The sequence below is a fragment of the Verrucomicrobiaceae bacterium genome, assembly GCA_016713035.1.
Classification (GTDB): Bacteria; Verrucomicrobiota; Verrucomicrobiia; order Verrucomicrobiales; family Verrucomicrobiaceae; genus Prosthecobacter.
This window is the reverse complement of record JADJPW010000002.1, coordinates 340804-358073: the sequence shown is the minus strand read 5'-3', so window position 1 is coordinate 358073 and position 17270 is coordinate 340804. Positions and strand designations below refer to the sequence as shown.

14 protein-coding genes are annotated in these 17270 nt (G+C 59.7%); 6 read left to right on the top strand and 8 right to left on the bottom strand.

Going from position 1 to position 17270, the window contains the following annotated elements:
* The first annotated feature begins 88 nt into the window (after positions 1-88).
* From IPK32_08395 to IPK32_08385, 3 genes are read left to right on the top strand one after another with little or no spacing between them, the layout of a single operon-like run.
* A complete protein-coding gene (locus tag IPK32_08395) occupies positions 89-832 on the top strand; it encodes an FHA domain-containing protein (protein ID MBK8091990.1) in 744 nt (247 codons plus the stop codon).
* Positions 768-1784 carry a DUF1080 domain-containing protein gene (locus tag IPK32_08390; GenBank protein ID MBK8091989.1) on the top strand — a complete coding sequence of 339 codons (1017 nt, stop codon included), beginning with the start codon at positions 768-770 and terminating at the stop codon, positions 1782-1784. The genes IPK32_08395 and IPK32_08390 overlap by 65 nt, the downstream gene beginning before the upstream one ends.
* The gene (locus IPK32_08385) at positions 1781-4300 is read left to right on the top strand and encodes a c-type cytochrome (protein MBK8091988.1); all 2520 of its coding nucleotides are present in this window, start codon (positions 1781-1783) and stop codon (positions 4298-4300) included. Before IPK32_08390 ends, IPK32_08385 begins: the two co-directional genes overlap by 4 nt.
* 47 nt (positions 4301-4347) lie before the next feature.
* Here the strand turns inward: IPK32_08385 and IPK32_08380 are convergent, their stop codons facing one another.
* Both IPK32_08380 and IPK32_08375 read right to left on the bottom strand, forming a co-directional pair.
* The gene (locus IPK32_08380; protein MBK8091987.1) at positions 4348-4662 is read right to left on the bottom strand and encodes a hypothetical protein; all 315 of its coding nucleotides are present in this window, start codon (positions 4660-4662) and stop codon (positions 4348-4350) included.
* Between the two features lie 17 nt (positions 4663-4679).
* Positions 4680-4895, bottom strand: coding sequence for a hypothetical protein (locus tag IPK32_08375; protein ID MBK8091986.1), 216 nt, complete (start codon positions 4893-4895; stop codon positions 4680-4682).
* 759 nt (positions 4896-5654) lie between these two features.
* Between IPK32_08375 and IPK32_08370 the strand changes: the two genes are divergently transcribed.
* On the top strand, positions 5655-7178 hold the full coding sequence (locus IPK32_08370; GenBank protein ID MBK8091985.1) for an ATPase: 1524 nt from the start codon (positions 5655-5657) through the stop codon (positions 7176-7178).
* 4 nt (positions 7179-7182) lie between these two features.
* Here the strand turns inward: IPK32_08370 and IPK32_08365 are convergent, their stop codons facing one another.
* The 6 genes from IPK32_08365 to IPK32_08340 form a co-directional block, all read right to left on the bottom strand.
* Complete coding sequence (locus tag IPK32_08365; protein ID MBK8091984.1) at positions 7183-7623, bottom strand: hypothetical protein; 441 nt, start codon at positions 7621-7623, stop codon at positions 7183-7185.
* Between the two features lie 53 nt (positions 7624-7676).
* Positions 7677-7847 carry a hypothetical protein gene (locus tag IPK32_08360; GenBank protein ID MBK8091983.1) on the bottom strand — a complete coding sequence of 57 codons (171 nt, stop codon included), beginning with the start codon at positions 7845-7847 and terminating at the stop codon, positions 7677-7679.
* A 163-nt stretch (positions 7848-8010) separates the two neighbouring features.
* Positions 8011-8454 (bottom strand): hypothetical protein, encoded by a 444-nt coding sequence (locus tag IPK32_08355; GenBank protein MBK8091982.1) that lies wholly within the window; start codon positions 8452-8454, stop codon positions 8011-8013.
* A 26-nt stretch (positions 8455-8480) separates the two neighbouring features.
* Positions 8481-10406: a sulfatase-like hydrolase/transferase gene (locus tag IPK32_08350; protein ID MBK8091981.1), complete on the bottom strand. Its 1926-nt coding sequence runs from the start codon at positions 10404-10406 to the stop codon at positions 8481-8483.
* A 155-nt stretch (positions 10407-10561) separates the two neighbouring features.
* Positions 10562-11209: a transposase gene (locus IPK32_08345; protein ID MBK8091980.1), complete on the bottom strand. Its 648-nt coding sequence runs from the start codon at positions 11207-11209 to the stop codon at positions 10562-10564.
* Between the two features lie 177 nt (positions 11210-11386).
* The gene (locus IPK32_08340; GenBank protein ID MBK8091979.1) at positions 11387-12169 is read right to left on the bottom strand and encodes a DUF1080 domain-containing protein; all 783 of its coding nucleotides are present in this window, start codon (positions 12167-12169) and stop codon (positions 11387-11389) included.
* A 108-nt stretch (positions 12170-12277) separates the two neighbouring features.
* Here IPK32_08340 and trpS point away from each other — a divergent pair, with 108 nt between their 5' ends.
* Positions 12278-13243 carry a tryptophan--tRNA ligase gene (trpS, locus tag IPK32_08335; protein MBK8091978.1) on the top strand — a complete coding sequence of 322 codons (966 nt, stop codon included), beginning with the start codon at positions 12278-12280 and terminating at the stop codon, positions 13241-13243.
* Between the two features lie 144 nt (positions 13244-13387).
* Complete coding sequence (locus IPK32_08330) at positions 13388-17269, top strand: protein kinase (protein ID MBK8091977.1); 3882 nt, start codon at positions 13388-13390, stop codon at positions 17267-17269.
* Position 17270: the final 1 nt, after the last annotated feature.

The following is a 17270-nucleotide window of genomic DNA, read 5'->3' as shown; positions in this document are numbered from 1 at the left end:
CACGCGTGCATTTAGAATGGAGAAATGCTGCACACCGCGCTGTCCTCTTGCAGCTCGGCCCTTCCGCAGCAAATCCATACCTCACACCATGTCCGCCGAATCACGCTTAACTCTCGCCACGTCACAGGGCAGCCTCGCGCTGCCGTGCCCGCTGGGTGCGAATCTGATCTTCGGCAGCTCTCCAGACTGCGCAGCTATTTTTGAGGGACCTGGCATCCAGCCACGGCATTTCATGGTGCGGCGTGTCGGCGTGCGGCGCTTTCACATCAGCTCCAGCACGCGAAACATGCCCTGCGTGGTCAATGGCGTCTCCTCCATCGACATGGAGGCAGACACCCCCTTCCGCCTCACACTCGGTGGGGAGGAGATCGTCTTTGCGCTGGAGGATGATGAGCTCCCGCAGCTCTCCTCCGGGCAGCCTTTGAGCCAGCGCCGTCGCGGCTACCTGCTCGGTGCCCCAGCACCCGCCAGACCACGCCCTGCATCAGTCTCCATGCAGACAGAGGAGCCCGCACAGGAGCCTGAGGACTCCACCCCGGCAGCAGCCAGCGTGCCCTACCTACCACCGCCGCCGCCACTGGTCAAAGCCACCGCTCCTCCATCTAGAAAATTTTCCACCGAGGACAAAGAGCCAGAGGGTGGCGAGATCACCCTCACCGGCATCCTCATCCTCATTCTGCTCACCATCGTGGGCACATCCCTCTTCATCTATCTCAACACCTCTGACGAGGACATCATCGAGACACCCATCATCCCCGTCTCCAAGGATGTCTCCTCTGAGCCCAAGGCACCAGCACCGCCTCCAGCTCAACCGGCCTCAGCACAAAAGTAGCCGTTTTAGCGCTATTTCGTGCCTCGAAAGGCCAAGTGGCAGCCGTACTCCCTCCACGACTGCTATGAGAACCATCCTCCTTCCCCTTCTCTTGATCTCCTCCGCTCTGGCTCAGCCAGTGACGAAAAAGATCGACCTCCTCGACGTCATCCGCTCCGGCGCAGTGGAGCACCACGTCAATCCGAAGGCCGATTTCCACGATGACCCGAAGGACATCTGGACCTTTGCCAAAGACGGCAACTTCAACATCTCCGGCCGCGGCTACGGCTATGTCGCCACGAAGGAAAACTACCGCGACTACCACCTCGTGCTCGAATTCAAATGGGGCACCAAGACCTGGGGCGTGCGTGAAAAGAAGGCGAAGGACAACGGCATCCTCCTCCACGCCTACGGTCCACATGGAGCCTACAGCGACACCTGGATGGCCAGCATTGAGGCGCAGATCATCGAGGGCGGCGTGGGCGACATTTTGGTGCTCTCTCCAAAGCTCGCCGATGGCACCGAGCTGACCACCAGCCTCTCTGCCGAGTTCGCACTCGACCGCGATAAGGAGAAAATCTGGAAAGCAGGCTCACCACGCCAAACCGTGACCAAAGGCCGCATCAACTGGAAAGGCCGCGATGAGGACTGGAGCGATACCGTGGGCTTCCGTGGCAAAAACGACGTCGAAAACCCCTCCGGCGACTGGAACCGCCTCGAAGTCATCGCCAAAGGCGACACGCTGCAATACTTCGTCAACGGAGCGATGGTCAATGAGGCCTTCGACTGCAAACCGAGCGAAGGCAAAGTGCTGCTGCAAACCGAAGGCGCGGAGATGATCGTCCGCCGCTACGAGCTGTATCCGCTCGGTGAGTTCAAAGAAAAATGGTCCGCCATCCAGGCCAGCGGCGGCAGCGAAATCGGTGCCGTGCGTGATGGCCAGAGCGATGCCCTTCCCCTGAAGAAAGCATGAAGCGCATCCAGCTCGATGGCGAATACGAGGTCCAACTCGTCGCCGCCGAGCCCCTCGTGCTCGATCCCGTCGAATGCACCTGGGATGAAAAAGGCCGCCTCTTCGTGGCCGACATGCGTGACTACCCATTCGGCCCGCCGAATCCCGGCGATCCCTGGCTTTCCCGCATCCAACTCCTCACCGATGAGGACGGCGATGGCCGCATGGACAAGGCTGTCACCTTTGCCGACCACATGGACAACGTGCAAGGACTCCTCCCCTACGACGGCGGCATCATCGCCACCACCCGCAGCCAGATCACCTTCCTCAAAGACACCGACGGCGACAACAAGGCCGATCTCATCAAGCCCCTCATCCGTGGCTTCAATCCCAGGCACAGCCAGCTCCAGGTCAGCGCCCCGCGTTGGGGCCCCGATGGGTGTGTACACTTCAACAATGGCTTGGACACTCGGGAGATCTATCCGGTGGAGAAGATAGAGGATAGAAGAGAGAAGATAGAAAAGCCGGATGCGGCCACGAAGAGCAAAACTCCATCCTCTCACCTCTCTCCTCTATCCTCTTCCGTGAACGTCGCGGGCTCCAACTTCAAATGGAACCCCAAGACTGGCGAAATCACCCCCACTGGCGGCAAAGGCCAATACGGCGGCGCATTCGACGACTACGGTCACCATTTTTACTGCTCGAACCGTAACCCGCTCATGTTCACCGTCATGCCCTACGAGGCCATGCTGCGGAATCCGCACGCTGGCATCACGCAGGTGCATGAAGACATCGCCACGCCTGGCGCAGAGACCCGCGTCTATCCGCTGCAAATCACCCACACCACCGCCGATGCCCACGCCGGCACCAACACCGCGTGCAGCGGCCTCGGCGTCTATCGCGGCCACTTGATGCCCGAGTTCAAGAACAACGTCTTCGTCCCGGATCCCTCCGGCCAGCTCGTCACCCGCTACAAAGTCGAACCCAACGGAGCCTCGCTCAAAGCCACCCGCGTCGGCGACCGCACCGAGTTCTTCCGCAGCAGCGACGAATGGTGCCGCCCCGTGAACTTCACCACTGGTCCCGACGGTGCCATCTACATCTGCGACATCTACCGCCGCTGGATCGACCACGCCCGCTTCTTCCCCGAAGAGTTCGTCAAAACCCACGACATGCGCCAAGGCGAGAACCATGGCCGCATCTGGCGTGTGGTGCCGAAGGGAACAAGGAGTGATGGCGTCCAGCCATCACAAGCTGACGGCAAGATGCCGTCACTCCCAGTACTCGCCGAGCATCCCGAACGCGCCCTCTTCCTCAAAATCCCAACCATCACCGACACCAAGGAACTCGCCGCCATCATCACCAAACATGCCGACGATCCGTGGATGGCCAAGATGGTCGCTAGCGCCTCCAGCAAACAAATGGGCCGCGTGCTCAGCCAGCTCGGCGAAAGCTTCTTCACCACCTTCTCCGAAAATCGCAGCGACACCCTACGCCTCTTCGCCGCAGGCTCTCTCGCCGATGCAGAAGCCGATGATGTAAAAGCGCTGCTCACCCTTCTCCAAAAACAACCCGGCGAACTCCTCTGGTGGAAACCCGCCTTGCTCCAAGGACTCGCCAAGCTGCCCAAAGGCCATGAAGACGCCGCCAAGGAGATCGCCGCGCTACAATCCAAGATCGACGACATCGTCGCCGACGCGAAAGCACCGCTCGATCAGCGCCTCGCCGTGCTGCCGCTGCTGGCCTCACGCAAATGGACCGCCGTCGAGCCAGTGATGAAAAACCTACTCACCAGCAACCAGCCAACCGAGCTCACCAGCGCCGCCGTGGCCCTGCTGAAGAAATTCAGCGCCACCAGCACCGCGCCGCTCATTTACGACCTACTTCCCAAAGCCGGTCCTGCCCTCAAACGCGACCTCGTGACCATCCTCACCAGCAACGGCACCACCGCGCTCGAACTCTTCAAGCGCATGGAAAAAGGCGAGTTCCCCACCGCGTGGGTCGATGTCGAAAAACGCTGGAGCTACCAGCGCGGCAAAGGCGAAATGGCCGATCTCGCCAAAAAGCTCTTCGGCGAGGCGAATAGCAACCGCGCCGCCGTCGTCACCGCCTACCTCGACGCCGCCAAGAAGCCCGGCGACGCCAAAAAAGGCCAACAAATCTTCGCCACCATCTGCATCACCTGCCACAAGCACGGCACCATGGGCGTCGATGTCGGTCCACCGCTCTCCGACGTCAAAGTAAAGCCCCCAGAGGGCCTCCTGGCAGACATTCTCGACCCCAACCGCATGTTTGAAGCCCGCTGGAGCGCCTACGCCATCGAAACCAAAGATGGCCGCACCCTCAGTGGCCTCATCCAAAGCGAAAACAGCGACACCATCGTCCTCGCCATGATGGGCGGAGCCAAAGAAACCCTCCCCCGCAGCGCCATCAAAGACATGAAATCCCTCGACCGCACCCTCATGCCCGAAGGCCTCGAAGCCGCCATCACGCAGGAGCAGATGAGCGACTTGATCGCGTTCTTGCTCGGGAAGTAATTTCCCCGGCTCCAGTCGCTTCTACGACTGAAAAAGCAGGAGCGTTATCAAGGGCGAATCCGTGCCAGGCCCATCTCGATCCATTTCTGTGCAAAGCGCCGCCCGATCTCGTTTTGCGCTGCGGTATCAAAATGCACCGAATCGCCGATGTGTGCCTTCAGATCACGCGCATCCACGCAGGCCGTGTGTGGCACGAACTTCGGCAAGGCGAGCTGAATCTCGTTCATCGCCTTCAGGTTTTTCAGCAGCGGTTCCTTCTTCGGCTCCTCCGGCATCACGCCACGCCCTTTCATGTTCGACTGCCCGCACAGCAGCCACAGATCGAGATGCGTCGCCCCTTCCAGCAGCTTCGTGATGTCCACTTCGCGCCAAATTCAACTTACTCGAAGAATTCGAGCTGATCTGGGTTTGATGCTGGTGTGCTGGGCAACTTGGACACCGGCTTCCGGGGCGGCGAGTCCGATTCCTTCGTCTTGCGACGCTCTTTTCGCTGCTCCGATCGTTGTTGGGCTTTGACGGTGAATTTCCGCAGGTTCGCGAGCATGCGCAAGATGTCCGACTTCTCGCCATCCAGCATGTTGTCAAGGTCCTGCACGGTAGGTGAATCCGGCTCCAGCTCCTGTAGCATTTCACGATAGCCCCTCGCGATCTCCGGCTCGCCAAGCAGGATTTTCGTCCAGGCGCAAACATAAGCCCAATGTCGGATTTCAGAGATGTGGAAAACCTTTTTCCGGGATATAGAAGGGGAAGCGCGAGGCGAGGCCCAAAGAGCAGCGCATCCGCTTCATCCACCGCGCTTTTACCTAGCAAGAGGTCAGCCAGCGTGATCCGGGCAAAGAAATAGCCGGGGTTCTCCCGAAACATCTGTTCGGACAGGCTCATCGCTTCCTTTCGCTCCGCATCCGAACCCTCACGCAGTGCGGATATCAGCCAATTGGTCAGGCACAGGACCTCCGGATGCCTAGCGGACAGCTCCCGAAGCTCTGATATGACCATTTTGGGCTTCCGTTGAACGAGGTCGAAAATCTTCTGCATGCGGTCCCTGGTGGCTTTCGGCAGGGCATCCACCGCCTCATCCGGCATCACATCCCAAGTGATTTCGAAATCCATGAGCTGAAAAACTTCCGGCGCATCTTCTTTACTCGCCTTAGACTTCACCGGACGCTCCGCTAGGCGCTTGAGCATACCTTTACCATGGTCCGGGTTGCGATTGGGTCTGCGTCTCTTTGCCATCCACCGCAATTACGGAGAGCCGAGCACTCGTCAAGCCACGCCCTAAAAAGGGAGGACGACATCGACCCGAAAGTCGATTTCGTGCCAGAATGTTGTCTCAAATTCCAGGCACCAAATCAGCATGATGTCGATTTCGTGCCAGAAGTATGCCGCCAATTTCAGGCACCAAATCGACATGAGCACTCACGAAGACGGCTACATCGGACGCAAGGACGAGCGGGAAGAGTTTCGCCGCCTGCTGGGAAAGAGGATCGCCTCACTCGTCACCTGCCAGGGGCGGCGGCGCATCGGGAAGAGCCGCTTCCTCGCGGAATGCGCTCAGGAGGCGGATCACTTCCTCAGCTTCATGGGGCTGCCTCCGCGTGAGGACATGACACGGCAGGTGCAGCTCGACGCCTTTGCGGATCAGCTCTCCAAACAAACCAAAGCACCCAAAGTGCCGCTCGATGGTTGGCCCACGGCGTTTCAGCTCCTCGCCAGTCAGCTCCCGGCCAGCGGCACAGTCGTTTTGCTGCTCGATGAGATTTCCTGGATGGCCGCAGGTGATGCCGACTTCGCTGGGCATCTCAAAACAGCCTGGGATACGCATTTCTCCAAGCGGCAGCGGCTTGTCGTCGTGCTGTGCGGCAGCGTGTCATCGTGGATAGAGGAGAACATCCTCAACAACACCGGATTCGTCGGGCGCTGCTCGTGGCAGTTCCGGCTGGGGCCGCTTTCACTGCCGGAGTGCGTGCAGTTTTGGGGCAAGCGCGGCACACGCATCAGCACAGCGGAAAAGCTGCGCTTGCTGTCTGTGACGGGCGGTGTGCCACGCTACCTGGAGGAGATCAATCCCGCCCGCACGGCGGAGCAAAACATCGCCGATCTGTGCTTCAACGCCGCAGGCATGCTCTTCAGTGAGTTCGACAGCATCTTCCACGACATCTTCACGCGGAAGGCGGAGACTTACCGCGAGATCGTGCGCACGCTCGTGGCTGGACCGCGCAGCGTGGATCAAATCAGCGCTGAACTCGGCCGCGCACGCGGCGGCAGCCTCAGCGCCTCGCTCACCGATCTGGAGCTGGCTGGTTTCATCGCTCGCGATATCCCGTTTGAGCCGGAAACCGGTCGCAGTCGGCCTCGCGATGCCCGTTTCCGCCTCTCGGACAATTACCTGCGCTTCTACTTAAAGTATGTCGATCCCGTGAAGGCCCGCATCACGAAGGGCCTGCTCAAAAACACCGCGCTGGAGACGCTGGAGACGCTGGAGACGCTGGACGCCGGGGACACCATCATGGGCCTGCAATTCGAAAACCTCGTCCACGCCAATCTCGACCTCCTGCTCGCCCAAATCGGCCTCGACAGGAAACTCGTGCTCAATGCCGGTCCCTATGTGCAAAAGCAGACCCTGCGTCGCAAAGGCTGCCAGATCGACCTTCTCATCCGCACCCGCCGCAGCCTCTACGTCTTCGAGATCAAATTCCGCAAACGCCTCGCCGTCAGTCTCGTCGATGAAGTGCGGGAGAAAGTGAAGCGCCTGAAACTCCCCAAAGGCCAGTCCGTCCGCACCGGCCTCATCTACTGCGGCGAACTCGACCCCGAGATCGATGGCCGCGATGATTTTGATTTTCTGGTGCCTGCGGAGAAGCTGCTGATGGGGAAGTAGCTGACTATGGCACAAGTGTGATCATCACATCAAAAGGCACGGGCAATCCTGAGTCCGACAGCAACACGTTGGCGGGATGAATGTCCCAGACATCAAAGCCATCTTTGCGGACCGAAAGTGACTCCGTATAGCCGAGGCCACGCCATGGCAGGACTTCGAAGTCAGCGTCGATGAAGGCTTTCTCCAGCTCTGGCAGCGTAGCTTCCCGCCCTTCGACGTGAGGCTGGGTGGTGATGATGCGCCAGTCGTGTCCCTGCGGATTCCACAGTCCTAAAAGTCGGACATCGTCACCAAACAGCTCGTTTTGGCGAATCATGCGTTCCAAGTAGTCAAGTGGCAGGGCATTGTGCAGCCACGGGCGACCCTCTGTCCAGCTCACGATGTAGCCAGCCATGTTCGGCTTGGTGTATTTCCACCACAAGCCAGTCGCCGCTTCATGGCGCACGTCATGCTCACGGCCTCCATCTCTTACGGGTGGCTGGAAATCCCTCGGGAGGATCAGGCCGTGCGCTTCGGCCCACTGACGGAAGGCTGCCCACTCTTTTTCGGGTCGCTCGAAGTCGTCCGTCCCATCAGCCGATCCATCTGTGCATAAGCACGCTCGGAGGTGACTCGCGGCATCTCGGAGCGAATCTGGCGGAGTTTGGCGGACAGTTGTTGGAAGCTCATCTTTGATGCGGCAATGATCCTGGAACCTGCGGAGCAGGCAAATGATTTTCTACGTCTTCGAGATCAGGTTCTGCGAACGCATCGCCGCCAGCATCGAAGGGGCTGCTGACGGCGTAGCAAATGAGTTTTTGGATTCCTCGTCAGAGGCAGAATCCGAACACCATCAGCGCTTTTTTCTGGTTCTCGGCTTCTGCCGAATAGATCTCACTGATGCGAGCATCGAATCTAGCACCTGCTTCGCCTCATTCGTATCCGCCTTTGCCGAATCGATAAAACATGACGCAATGACTACATGTGATCCAAGCCCGACATACCAATAATGCATGATACTCCACGGAGCTCCCTCAGAGGATTCTTGAGTTGTATAATACCAAACGATTTCACCTTCATCATTCAGTGCCAAATCAAATTTGGCAGCCCGAGATTCGATCATTTCTTTGCCCGCATTCTGCACTTCTTTTCCGTCCCTTTGCAGAGTGAGTTTCGAGAAACGAACGTTCGCGAAATCCGACTCTGGCCAAAATGCCACGAGCGTGTCCTCCTCGATCCGGGTTTCCAGAAAATCGGCTATATCGATGACAGTGTTGCCAAGGCTAAATGTTTTCATAGAATGTCTAATTTGATGAGCTGTCTTTAAAGTTTTAGAACAAGCTTTATTTCGACAATCCCCCCCTCAAACTTCCCCTTCGCTGTGTAACTCGCCACGGGCACTTTGTTGTCGTGGCCGAGGCAGAAGTCTTCTTTGGGCTGCGAGCGGATGAGGCCGGGGCTGGTGGCAGTGATGGGCTTGTTTTGATCGAGCTGGAGGGTGAGTTGGCCTTTTTTGGCGAGGGTGGCGGTGATGCTGTGCGGATGGTTGTCGGAGGGGTAGTCGGTTTGGGCGGTGGTGAGGGTTTTGCCGTGGCGGATGGCCCAGATGAGCTTGCCGCCGCTGAGATGGAGCGCGTAGCCGGTGCTGGCGCCGCCGTGGGCGATGAGGATGGCATCGCGCTGTGCGGTGGTGAGCTCGCAGGTGAGGGTGAAGGGCTTGTCGGCGATTTGCGGGGCTTTGTCGGCGTCGAGTTTGTCGCCGGGTTGGAGCTTGGAGAGGTCGGCGGGCTTGGCAGAGGCTTTGGGTGAGTTTTTGGCCTTCGGTTTGTCGCTCGTGGGATAGAGGGTGACGGGATTTTCGGCCTCGCCGGGCGGACGGCGGGATTTGGGTTCGTCGCCGCCGATCTCGGTGGTCATCTTTTCGGCGAGGGCGGTGAGCTTGGCGACGATGTCGGGGTGCTGGGCGGCGAGGTTGGTCTTTTCGCCGATGTCTTGATCGAGGAGGTAGAGGCGCGGGTTCTTTTTCGCATCGTCGGCGGCTTCTTTGCCCATGGTTTCTTTTTGCGTGGTGAGCGCGAGCTTCCACGGGCCTTGGCGCACTGCTTGGAGGTTGTAGCTGGAGAAGTAGTAGTGCGCCTCGCGTGGGGAGTCTTTGCTTTGGCCAAAGAGCAGCGGGGAGAGATCGCGGCCGTCAATCACGGGCTGCGCGGGCACCTCGGCTCCAGCGATTTTCAGGCAGGTGGGCAGCACGTCGATGGTGCCGGCGACGGCATCGCTCACGCTGCCGGGTGCGATCTTGCCGGGCCACCACGCGAGCGTGGGGACGCGCACGCCGCCTTCCCAGGTGCTGCCTTTGCCGCCGCGCAAGGGACCGGCGCTGCCGCCATCGGGGCCTTTGATGAGCCAGGGGCCGTTGTCGCTGGTGAAGATGACGAGCGTGTTCGTGTCGAGCTGCAGCTCGCGCAGCGTGTCGAACACGCGACCGATGCTGGCATCGACTTCCTGCACCCAATCGCCAAAGCGGCCGTTTTGTGAGCTGCCTTGGAAGGCCTTGCCGGGATGGATGGGCGTGTGCACGGCGGTGTGCGGGAAGTAGAGGAAGAACGGCTGCGCCGTGTTCTTGGTGCCTGGTTCTTCGTTCTTCGTTGCTTGGGTGCTGCGGATGAACTTCACGGCCTCGTCGGTGTAGATTTCCTCGATGCGATCCTGGTCCGCTTCATCGAGCAGGCGCTCCACCTGATCATCGCGCACGAGCGGCACGACGCGGCGACCGTCCACGCTCGCCGTTTTGAGCATGTCATTGGAATACGGGATGCCGAGGTAGTGATCAAAGCCCTGCTTCGTCGGCAAAAACGCCGGTTGGTCGCCGAGGTGCCATTTGCCGATGCACTGCGTGGCATAGCCCAGCGGCTTCAAGCGGTCCGCGATGGTGTGCTCCTGCGGATGCAGCCCGTTTTTGCTGCCGGGCGGATACACGCCGGGCACGGAAACGCGTGCGCCATAGCATCCGGTCATGATCTGCGCCCGCGACACGCTGCACACCGGCGCGGCGTAAAACGATGTGAGCTTCATGCCCTCCCGCGCCATGCGGTCGAGGTGCGGCGTTTTTTGCTTCACCGCGCCAAAGGGACCAATGTCGCCGTAGCCGAGGTCGTCGATGAAGTGGATGATGATGTTCGGAGCGCCTGCGGCGGCATGGAGCAGGGAGCATGGGGCAAGGAGCCAGAAGAGGAGGGAGAGGAGGCGCATGGAGATAGGGTGGAAAGGCAACGAATCGGCGTGAGCAAAGTAGCCATCTCGCTCCGCGAGATGAGCCGAGGGCTGACGCAAGGCCACAACGCAGCCGAACTCGATCGCATTCCGTCTTTTTGACGCGCTTTGCTCATCTCGACGGAGCGAGATGGCTACTTTGCTTTGCTCCAAAGACGCGCTTGGTCGGCTCGGAGACCGGCTCTGACCGGGTTTTGCGCGATGTAGTCACGCAGGCGGCGAAATTGGCCTTCGTGGCGCACGAGGTGATCAAAGGCGTCTTGCTGCCAAAAGCGGCCTTGAAGGCCGAGTGTGGCATTGATCTGGCGAGCGGTGAAGTGCTTCCAGGAGTCGCATTGCACGATCATTGCGGCCTTGTCAGGGAAAGTGGCCAGCAGATGGACGTGGTTCGGCATGATGACGAAATCGAGCATCTCGTAGCGATCTCCATCGAAGTGAAGAAGGCTGTTGGCGACGATGTCCGCGATTTCCGGCTGGCTGAGCACGCAGGCACCGTGACTGGCATCGAGCGCCTCATGCCAGCGTGTGGTGAAGCGCTCATGGTATTCAGCCATCAAATCGGGCGGCAGCTCCTGCACCCGCATCTTCCAGCCTTTCTGGGTGGGATCAATGCCGTGGACATCGAGCCAACGATTGCGATCCGCCCGCCAGCGTTCGAGAACATCCTTCGGCATGGAGTCAGCCGTGCGCCAAGTGATGAAGACCACGGAGCCGTCCTGCGCCCAATGCGGCAGCTTGCGCTGGGTGATGAGCAAATCGTCGTTCGGATCGAAGAAACGCATGTCGCGATGCTATGACGATCACGAAATGGCGCAAGCAAAGTAGCCATCTTGCTCCCCAAGATGAGCTGGGGGCTGGCGCCGGAGAGGAAGGCGATCAGAGTTTGCAGACGCTCGTGTTTGCGAAGCGCTTCGCTCCTCTCGCGGAGCGAGAGGGCTACTTTGCTTCGCCGAAACGCGTCACTTCTTCACCGGCACCACCGGGCCCGTGCCCTGCGGCCTGCTGGTCTTCGGTTTCTCGATCTTCTGCACCGTGGAGAGTTTCGCAGCCTCAAACGGCACCATCGCAGCCTCGGGCAGCACTTTGAGCTTCAGGTCTTTGATTTCGACGCGGTTGGGGTTGCCTTTGTGGAGCTGGATGGCGAGGAGGCCTTCCAGGGTGCGTTTGTCGGCGTGGTGGTCGATGAGCTCGGAGGTGGGCTGGCCGTTGATGAAGTGCTGGAGGCGGTTTCCCTGTGCGATGATGACGTATTCGTTCCACTGGCTCACATCGACCTTCACGGGCGCGTGCTCGCTGAGCTGCCAGAGGGCGCCATCGGGGTCGAGGAGGACGTTTTTGCCGTTGAGGCCGAAGATGCCGCGACCGCGCTCCTCGTAGGTCATGCCGGTGTGCTCGATGGCGGGATGGATGTCGCACTGATAGCCGGTGATGACCCACGGGGCCACGTCCTTCAGCTCGCGACTGCGATACTGGATGCCGCTGTTGTTATCGCCGATGACGCGGACGGTGGCGCGAAGCTCGAAGTCCTTCACCGTGCCGCCGCGCCAGATGAGGAAGCTGTTGTTCGCCATGGCCTCCGGCGTGGGATTCGTGCCGATGACGATGCCGTTTTCGACTTTCCAGAGCTTGGGATCGCCGTCCCAGCCGGTGAGGTCTTTGCCGTTGAAGAGTGGTTTGAAGTCTTCATCTGCTGAAAAGGCGGCGGCGATGGTGAAGAGGAGGGCGAGGATGAGCTGGCGCATGGTGGGAATGGGCAAGAGAGAGCTGGCGTGGTCAAGCGGTCAAGATGGGGCGATCTTGACCCTCCGGCTGGCTTGACCTATGGAGCGGGCTTTCACTCACTTACCTCCATGCGCATCCTTTCCGGCCTCCAGCCCAGCGGCAGACTCCACATCGGCAATTACTTCGGCATGATGCAGGCCGCCTTGCAGCTCCAGAATGAGGGCGAGGCGTATTACTTCATCGCAGATTATCACTCGCTGACATCCATCCATGATGGGCGGCTGCTGCGCTCGCATGTGCGGGATCTGGCGATCGACTTTCTGGCCTGTGGGCTCGATCCGCAGCGCTGTGTGTTTTTCCGCCAAAGTGATGTGCCGGAGCACTGCGAGCTGTCGTGGATCCTGAGCACGGTGACGCCGATGGGGCTGCTGGAGCGCTGCCATTCCTACAAGGACAAGGTGGCCAATGGGATCAGTCCCTCGCACGGGCTGTTTGCATATCCGGTGCTGATGGCGGCGGATATTTTGATCTATGATAGTGATGTGGTGCCGGTGGGCCGGGATCAGAAGCAGCATGTGGAAGTGACACGCGACATCGCGATCAAGATGAATGAGAAATTCGGCTCAGGGCTCTTCAAACTGCCGAATCCGCGTATCCGGGAGGACACAGCGGTGGTGCCGGGGCTGGACGGCCAAAAGATGAGCAAGAGCTACGACAATACGATCCAGCTTTTTGAAGAGCCAGCGGCACTGAAAAAGAAGATCATGGGCATCAAGACGGATTCCACCCCGGTGGAGTCGCCCAAGCAGGTGGAGGGCAGCTCCATCCTAGCGCTGTATAAACTGGTGGCATCGCCAGCGGATTACGATGCGATGGTGGCCGATCATGTGAATGGCGGCGTGGGCTATGGCGACTTCAAGAAGCGCCTGCTGGCTGCGGTGGGAGACTATTTCGCCCCATTCCGTGAGAAGCGGACGGCGATCACGGCTGATCCTGCCTACGTGGACCGTGTGCTGGCGGAGGGGGCAGAAAAAGCCCGTGCGGTGGCACGGAAGACGCTGGCCCGTGTGCGTGACGCGGTAGGGCTGGGCTAGGCAGAGCTTTTTTACAGAGCTTTGACATCCAAAGCCTGATTCATGGGCATGAGGGGGAGATTGTGATCCGCCTGGGCATTCGGCGCTTGCTGATTCAGGCAGGTTCGTAGTAGCTTAGGGGAATCCTTCTCAACGCACCCTCCCATGAGCGACGAAACGACTCCCGATGAAATCCCGGCTGAAGAAGCCGAAGAAATGGCACCCGAAGAGGTGGTGGAATTCACTCCTGAGGAGTCGGAGTCCGTGACGGAGGAACAGGTGCTAGACTCTGGCTTTCCGACGCTGGAGCAGCTGGCTGCGCTGCTGCCGCAGTATGAGTTTCATGACATCCTGGGCGTGGGCGGCATGGGTGCAGTCTATCTGGCACGGCAGGCGGCACTGGACCGCTGGGTGGCGATCAAGCTGCTGCCACAGTCTGCCTCACTGAATGCGGAGGACGCGAGCCGCTTCATCACAGAGGCACGGTCGATGGCAAAGCTGACGCACGCGAATATCGCGGCGGTGTATGATTTCGGTCAGACGGTGATGGGGCATCTCTATCTGGTGATGGAGCACATCCAGGGGCTGGATCTGCACCGCCTGATCCACCGCAATGAGGTGACGGCGCAGCGTATCCGCTCCCTGGTGCCGCAGCTCTGTGATGCGCTGCAATACGCCCATGATCACGGTGTGATCCACCGTGACATCAAGCCTGCGAACATCCTCATCACCCAGGATTGGCAGGCGAAGATCGTCGATTTCGGCCTAGCGGGCGATGGAGCAGTGACGGCGGGTGAATTCGAGTACGGCACGCCGGAGTATGTGGCACCTGAGCGGCTAGAGCAGGGTGCTACGGTGGATCACCGTGCGGATATCTATGCACTAGGTGTGGTGATCCATGAGATGTTTACCAAGACGACGCCACTGGCGGCTGGGAGCTCTGCCTTCCAGGGCATGCCAGAGGCTTTTGGGAGCGTGGTGGCACGCTGCACAGCCCCTGATCCAGCGAAGCGCTTTCAGCGGTGCAGTGAGATCAAGAGCTACCTAGCGATCGCGGACCAGGCGAAGCCTGCTGCGCCGATGCCTGCGGGACATCACGCTGCGGCACCGCCGCATCTGAGTTCTCAGTCACACCTGAAGAAACCACAGAGCAAGGTGAGCATCGAGCCGCAGGGCAATGCCGAGGCTGCGAAGTGGCTCTGGGCCGCTGCCGTGGTGCTGCTAGTGTCTGGCGGCTATTGGTTCATACAGAAACAGCGTGAGAAGGGCCTGATCGCTGACGCAGAGGCCCAAAACCAGGCCCGAGCAGCCGCAAAAGCCGATTCTGCGGCCAAAGCAGATCCGAAGGCCGATACGACGAAAAAAGACGAAAAAGCCCCCGACGCTGCTGATGCGAAAAAAGCCGATGAACCGGCCAAAGCGCCGGAAATGGCCACAAACACGCCCGCGCCCGAAACACGCCCAAACGGCCCTGAGACGGCACCGAAGGAGGAGCCAGCATTTAAGCCAGAGCCGGGTGATTTCGCGATCCTGAAGCGTCTGACAGGCCACAACAGCACCACACATAGTGCAGCGATTTTTCCTGATCAGGGGCGGGTGGCGACGTTCTGCATGGATGACACCATCCGCATCTGGAGCGTTGCGACTGGGAAGATGCTGCAAAGCTACCGCAGCCCACTCGGTGAGGTGCTTTATGGCAAGCTCTCCAAAGATGGCCGCCGGGCACTCATCGACGACGTGGACTCGGATCAGAGCGCCATCATCGAGATCGACTCTGGCAAGGTACTCTATCGCACGCGGGCACCGAATGCGAATCTCATCACCTCGGTGTGGTCGGAGGATGAAAAGGATGCGTATGTGCTGACCGCTGCGGTGGATGGGGGCATCTTTCACTGGCAGCCACGCCAAGGGGAGAGCCTGACCAAACTGGACGGCTGGAATCGTGGAGCTTATCAAATGGCCTTTCTGCCCGGTGGGCGCTTTGTCGTGACGGGTGCTGATGTGACTCCGAGCACATCCAGTAATGCACCCGCAGGCGCGATGACGATGGGCACCATGCATGCGGCGATCTTCCAGCAGAGCGATCACCGCCGCTTGCAGGCGCTCACAGATTACACGCTGCATTGTCAAAAGTTGCGTCTCTCACCCGATGGTAGCCGACTGGCATGCATCAAAGGCAGGAACCTGGGGATCTTCGATACTCAGACGATGACGCCATCTGCGGTGCCGGTGAAGTCCTCCAATGTATCAGGTCTGGAGTGGACGCCAGATGGGCGCTTTCTCATACTCGGACATAGCAGCGGAGAAGTCCGCATTTGTGAGGCGGAGACAGATCAGGAAGTGGCCAGCCTGAATGTGGGCACGCGTATCACGAGCATCAGCATCTCACGCGACCAGAGCTGGGCGGTGGTATCGGGGTTCAGTCCGCTGCCGGAGGGCCAGACGGCGGCACCAGATCTCTATGATGTCTTCATCCTGCGGCTGCCGGATTTATCAAAAATGGGCACAGAAAAGGGACGTCTGGCCATCGCGAGCCGCCAACTGGCCGATTTGAAGCAAATCGACGCTGAACTGGCCGCGCTGCGTGATAGCGCGGTGACGGCGGCGGATGCGATCACGACGGATGAGCTGCTGATCGCCGCCGTGCGTGATCTGACGACGAAGTATGGCCTAGCACTGAAGCGTGCGGCGGCCACAGCTTCCCCAAAAGACCAAATCGCCATGAATGCAGAGGCCAGCAGCGTGGCGAGTGGTGCGGCGGTGCCAGGTGCATTCACGGACGCGGCGACAGCCGGTGAGCACAAGCGTTTCCGCGGCATCTACCGCCAGCAGATCGCGGCACTGGAGACCAAGCGGCAGCAAGGCATGGAGCAGGCACGCAAGAGCATCGAGGGCAGCGTGCGCCAATTGGCAAATAAACGCCAAGCTGCTGGCGATAGCGCTGGCGCAGCCCGCTGTGAGGCCCTGCTGGCGAGTTATGGTGAGCTAAAGCCCTTTGCAGATGTCATCGCGACGGCATTCACTCAAAGCGCTGCATCCACCCCCACAGTAGCGGCGACGAGCACACCTAATGCACCCACACCTGCGCTGAGCACTCCCTCCCCTGCCCAGAGCACGGGAGCAGTGAAACTCCAGCGCATCGGCAAGCCAGGTGAGCTGATCAAAATCGAACGCAGCACCAAGAACGGCTACATCGGTGACAATCGCAGTCGTGTGGGCAGTGTGCCGCCGACGATTGGCCCCGTGTATCAAATAGCGGCAAATAATTACCACGGGCTAGCCATTCTGGCCGATGGCAGCCTGAAGGGCTGGGGTAGCTGGAGCAGCGGGGGCGCAGTCTATACAGCTCCAGCGGATGTGAAGGATGCGGTGATGATCGCGACGAGCTTTAATGAGAGCGCGGCGGTTTTAGGCGATGGCAGTGTGTTTATCTGGAATGATGGTGGTAACACCCGCAAATGGACGCCGCCTGGCGGTGGCACCGTGGCCTCCATCACCTCTGAGAATGATTGGGGCATGTGGATCACCACCACCGATGGGAAAGTCTATGTGGCTTCGAGTTACGGACTCAATAACGATTCCACCCCGCCCAGCGATCTGAAGGATGTGGTCAGTGTGACGGGTGATGATGACCAGACGGGCATCTTTGCCGTGAACCGTGAGGGGATCATCCACCACTGGGGCAAAGAAAACCTGTACATCGGCCAGCAGCATCTCAATGTGAAGGACGGGCTCTCTGTCGCGGAGTCGAATAACTTCCTCTGCGTGCTGCATAAGGACGGCACGGTGGATGGCTGGGGAGAGGTGCAAGGGCGGCAGAAATTCCGTGTGAGGAAGTATCCAGGGGCCTTACGTGTGCTACCAGACCCAGCAGGACGCATTTTCCTGGTGGAGAAGCCAGGCGCAGAGTGGGCCGTGCAGCTCAATCCCGCGAACTACGAATACTACGAAGAGCAGCGCCTCGGCAATTTGGAGGGCAAACTGAAAGGCTGCACGAGTGTGGCACTAAGTAGCCTGTTTGTTTTTGGCGTGAAGACTCAGCCGTAGC

Excerpts from the sequence above, each read along its gene's own strand:
- IPK32_08395 (MBK8091990.1), top strand. The coding sequence starts at position 89 with ATGTCCGCCGAATCACGCTTAACTCTCGCCACGTCACAGGGCAGCCTC.
- IPK32_08390 (MBK8091989.1), top strand. The coding sequence starts at position 768 with ATGTCTCCTCTGAGCCCAAGGCACCAGCACCGCCTCCAGCTCAACCGG.
- IPK32_08385 (MBK8091988.1), top strand. The coding sequence starts at position 1,781 with ATGAAGCGCATCCAGCTCGATGGCGAATACGAGGTCCAACTCGTCGCC.
- IPK32_08370 (MBK8091985.1), top strand. The coding sequence starts at position 5,655 with ATGATGTCGATTTCGTGCCAGAAGTATGCCGCCAATTTCAGGCACCAA.
- IPK32_08360 (MBK8091983.1), bottom strand. The coding sequence starts at position 7,847 with ATGAGCTTCCAACAACTGTCCGCCAAACTCCGCCAGATTCGCTCCGAG.
- IPK32_08355 (MBK8091982.1), bottom strand. The coding sequence starts at position 8,454 with ATGAAAACATTTAGCCTTGGCAACACTGTCATCGATATAGCCGATTTT.
- IPK32_08350 (MBK8091981.1), bottom strand. The coding sequence starts at position 10,406 with ATGCGCCTCCTCTCCCTCCTCTTCTGGCTCCTTGCCCCATGCTCCCTG.
- IPK32_08345 (MBK8091980.1), bottom strand. The coding sequence starts at position 11,209 with ATGCGTTTCTTCGATCCGAACGACGATTTGCTCATCACCCAGCGCAAG.
- IPK32_08340 (MBK8091979.1), bottom strand. The coding sequence starts at position 12,169 with ATGCGCCAGCTCATCCTCGCCCTCCTCTTCACCATCGCCGCCGCCTTT.
- trpS (MBK8091978.1), top strand. The coding sequence starts at position 12,278 with ATGCGCATCCTTTCCGGCCTCCAGCCCAGCGGCAGACTCCACATCGGC.
- IPK32_08330 (MBK8091977.1), top strand. The coding sequence starts at position 13,388 with ATGAGCGACGAAACGACTCCCGATGAAATCCCGGCTGAAGAAGCCGAA.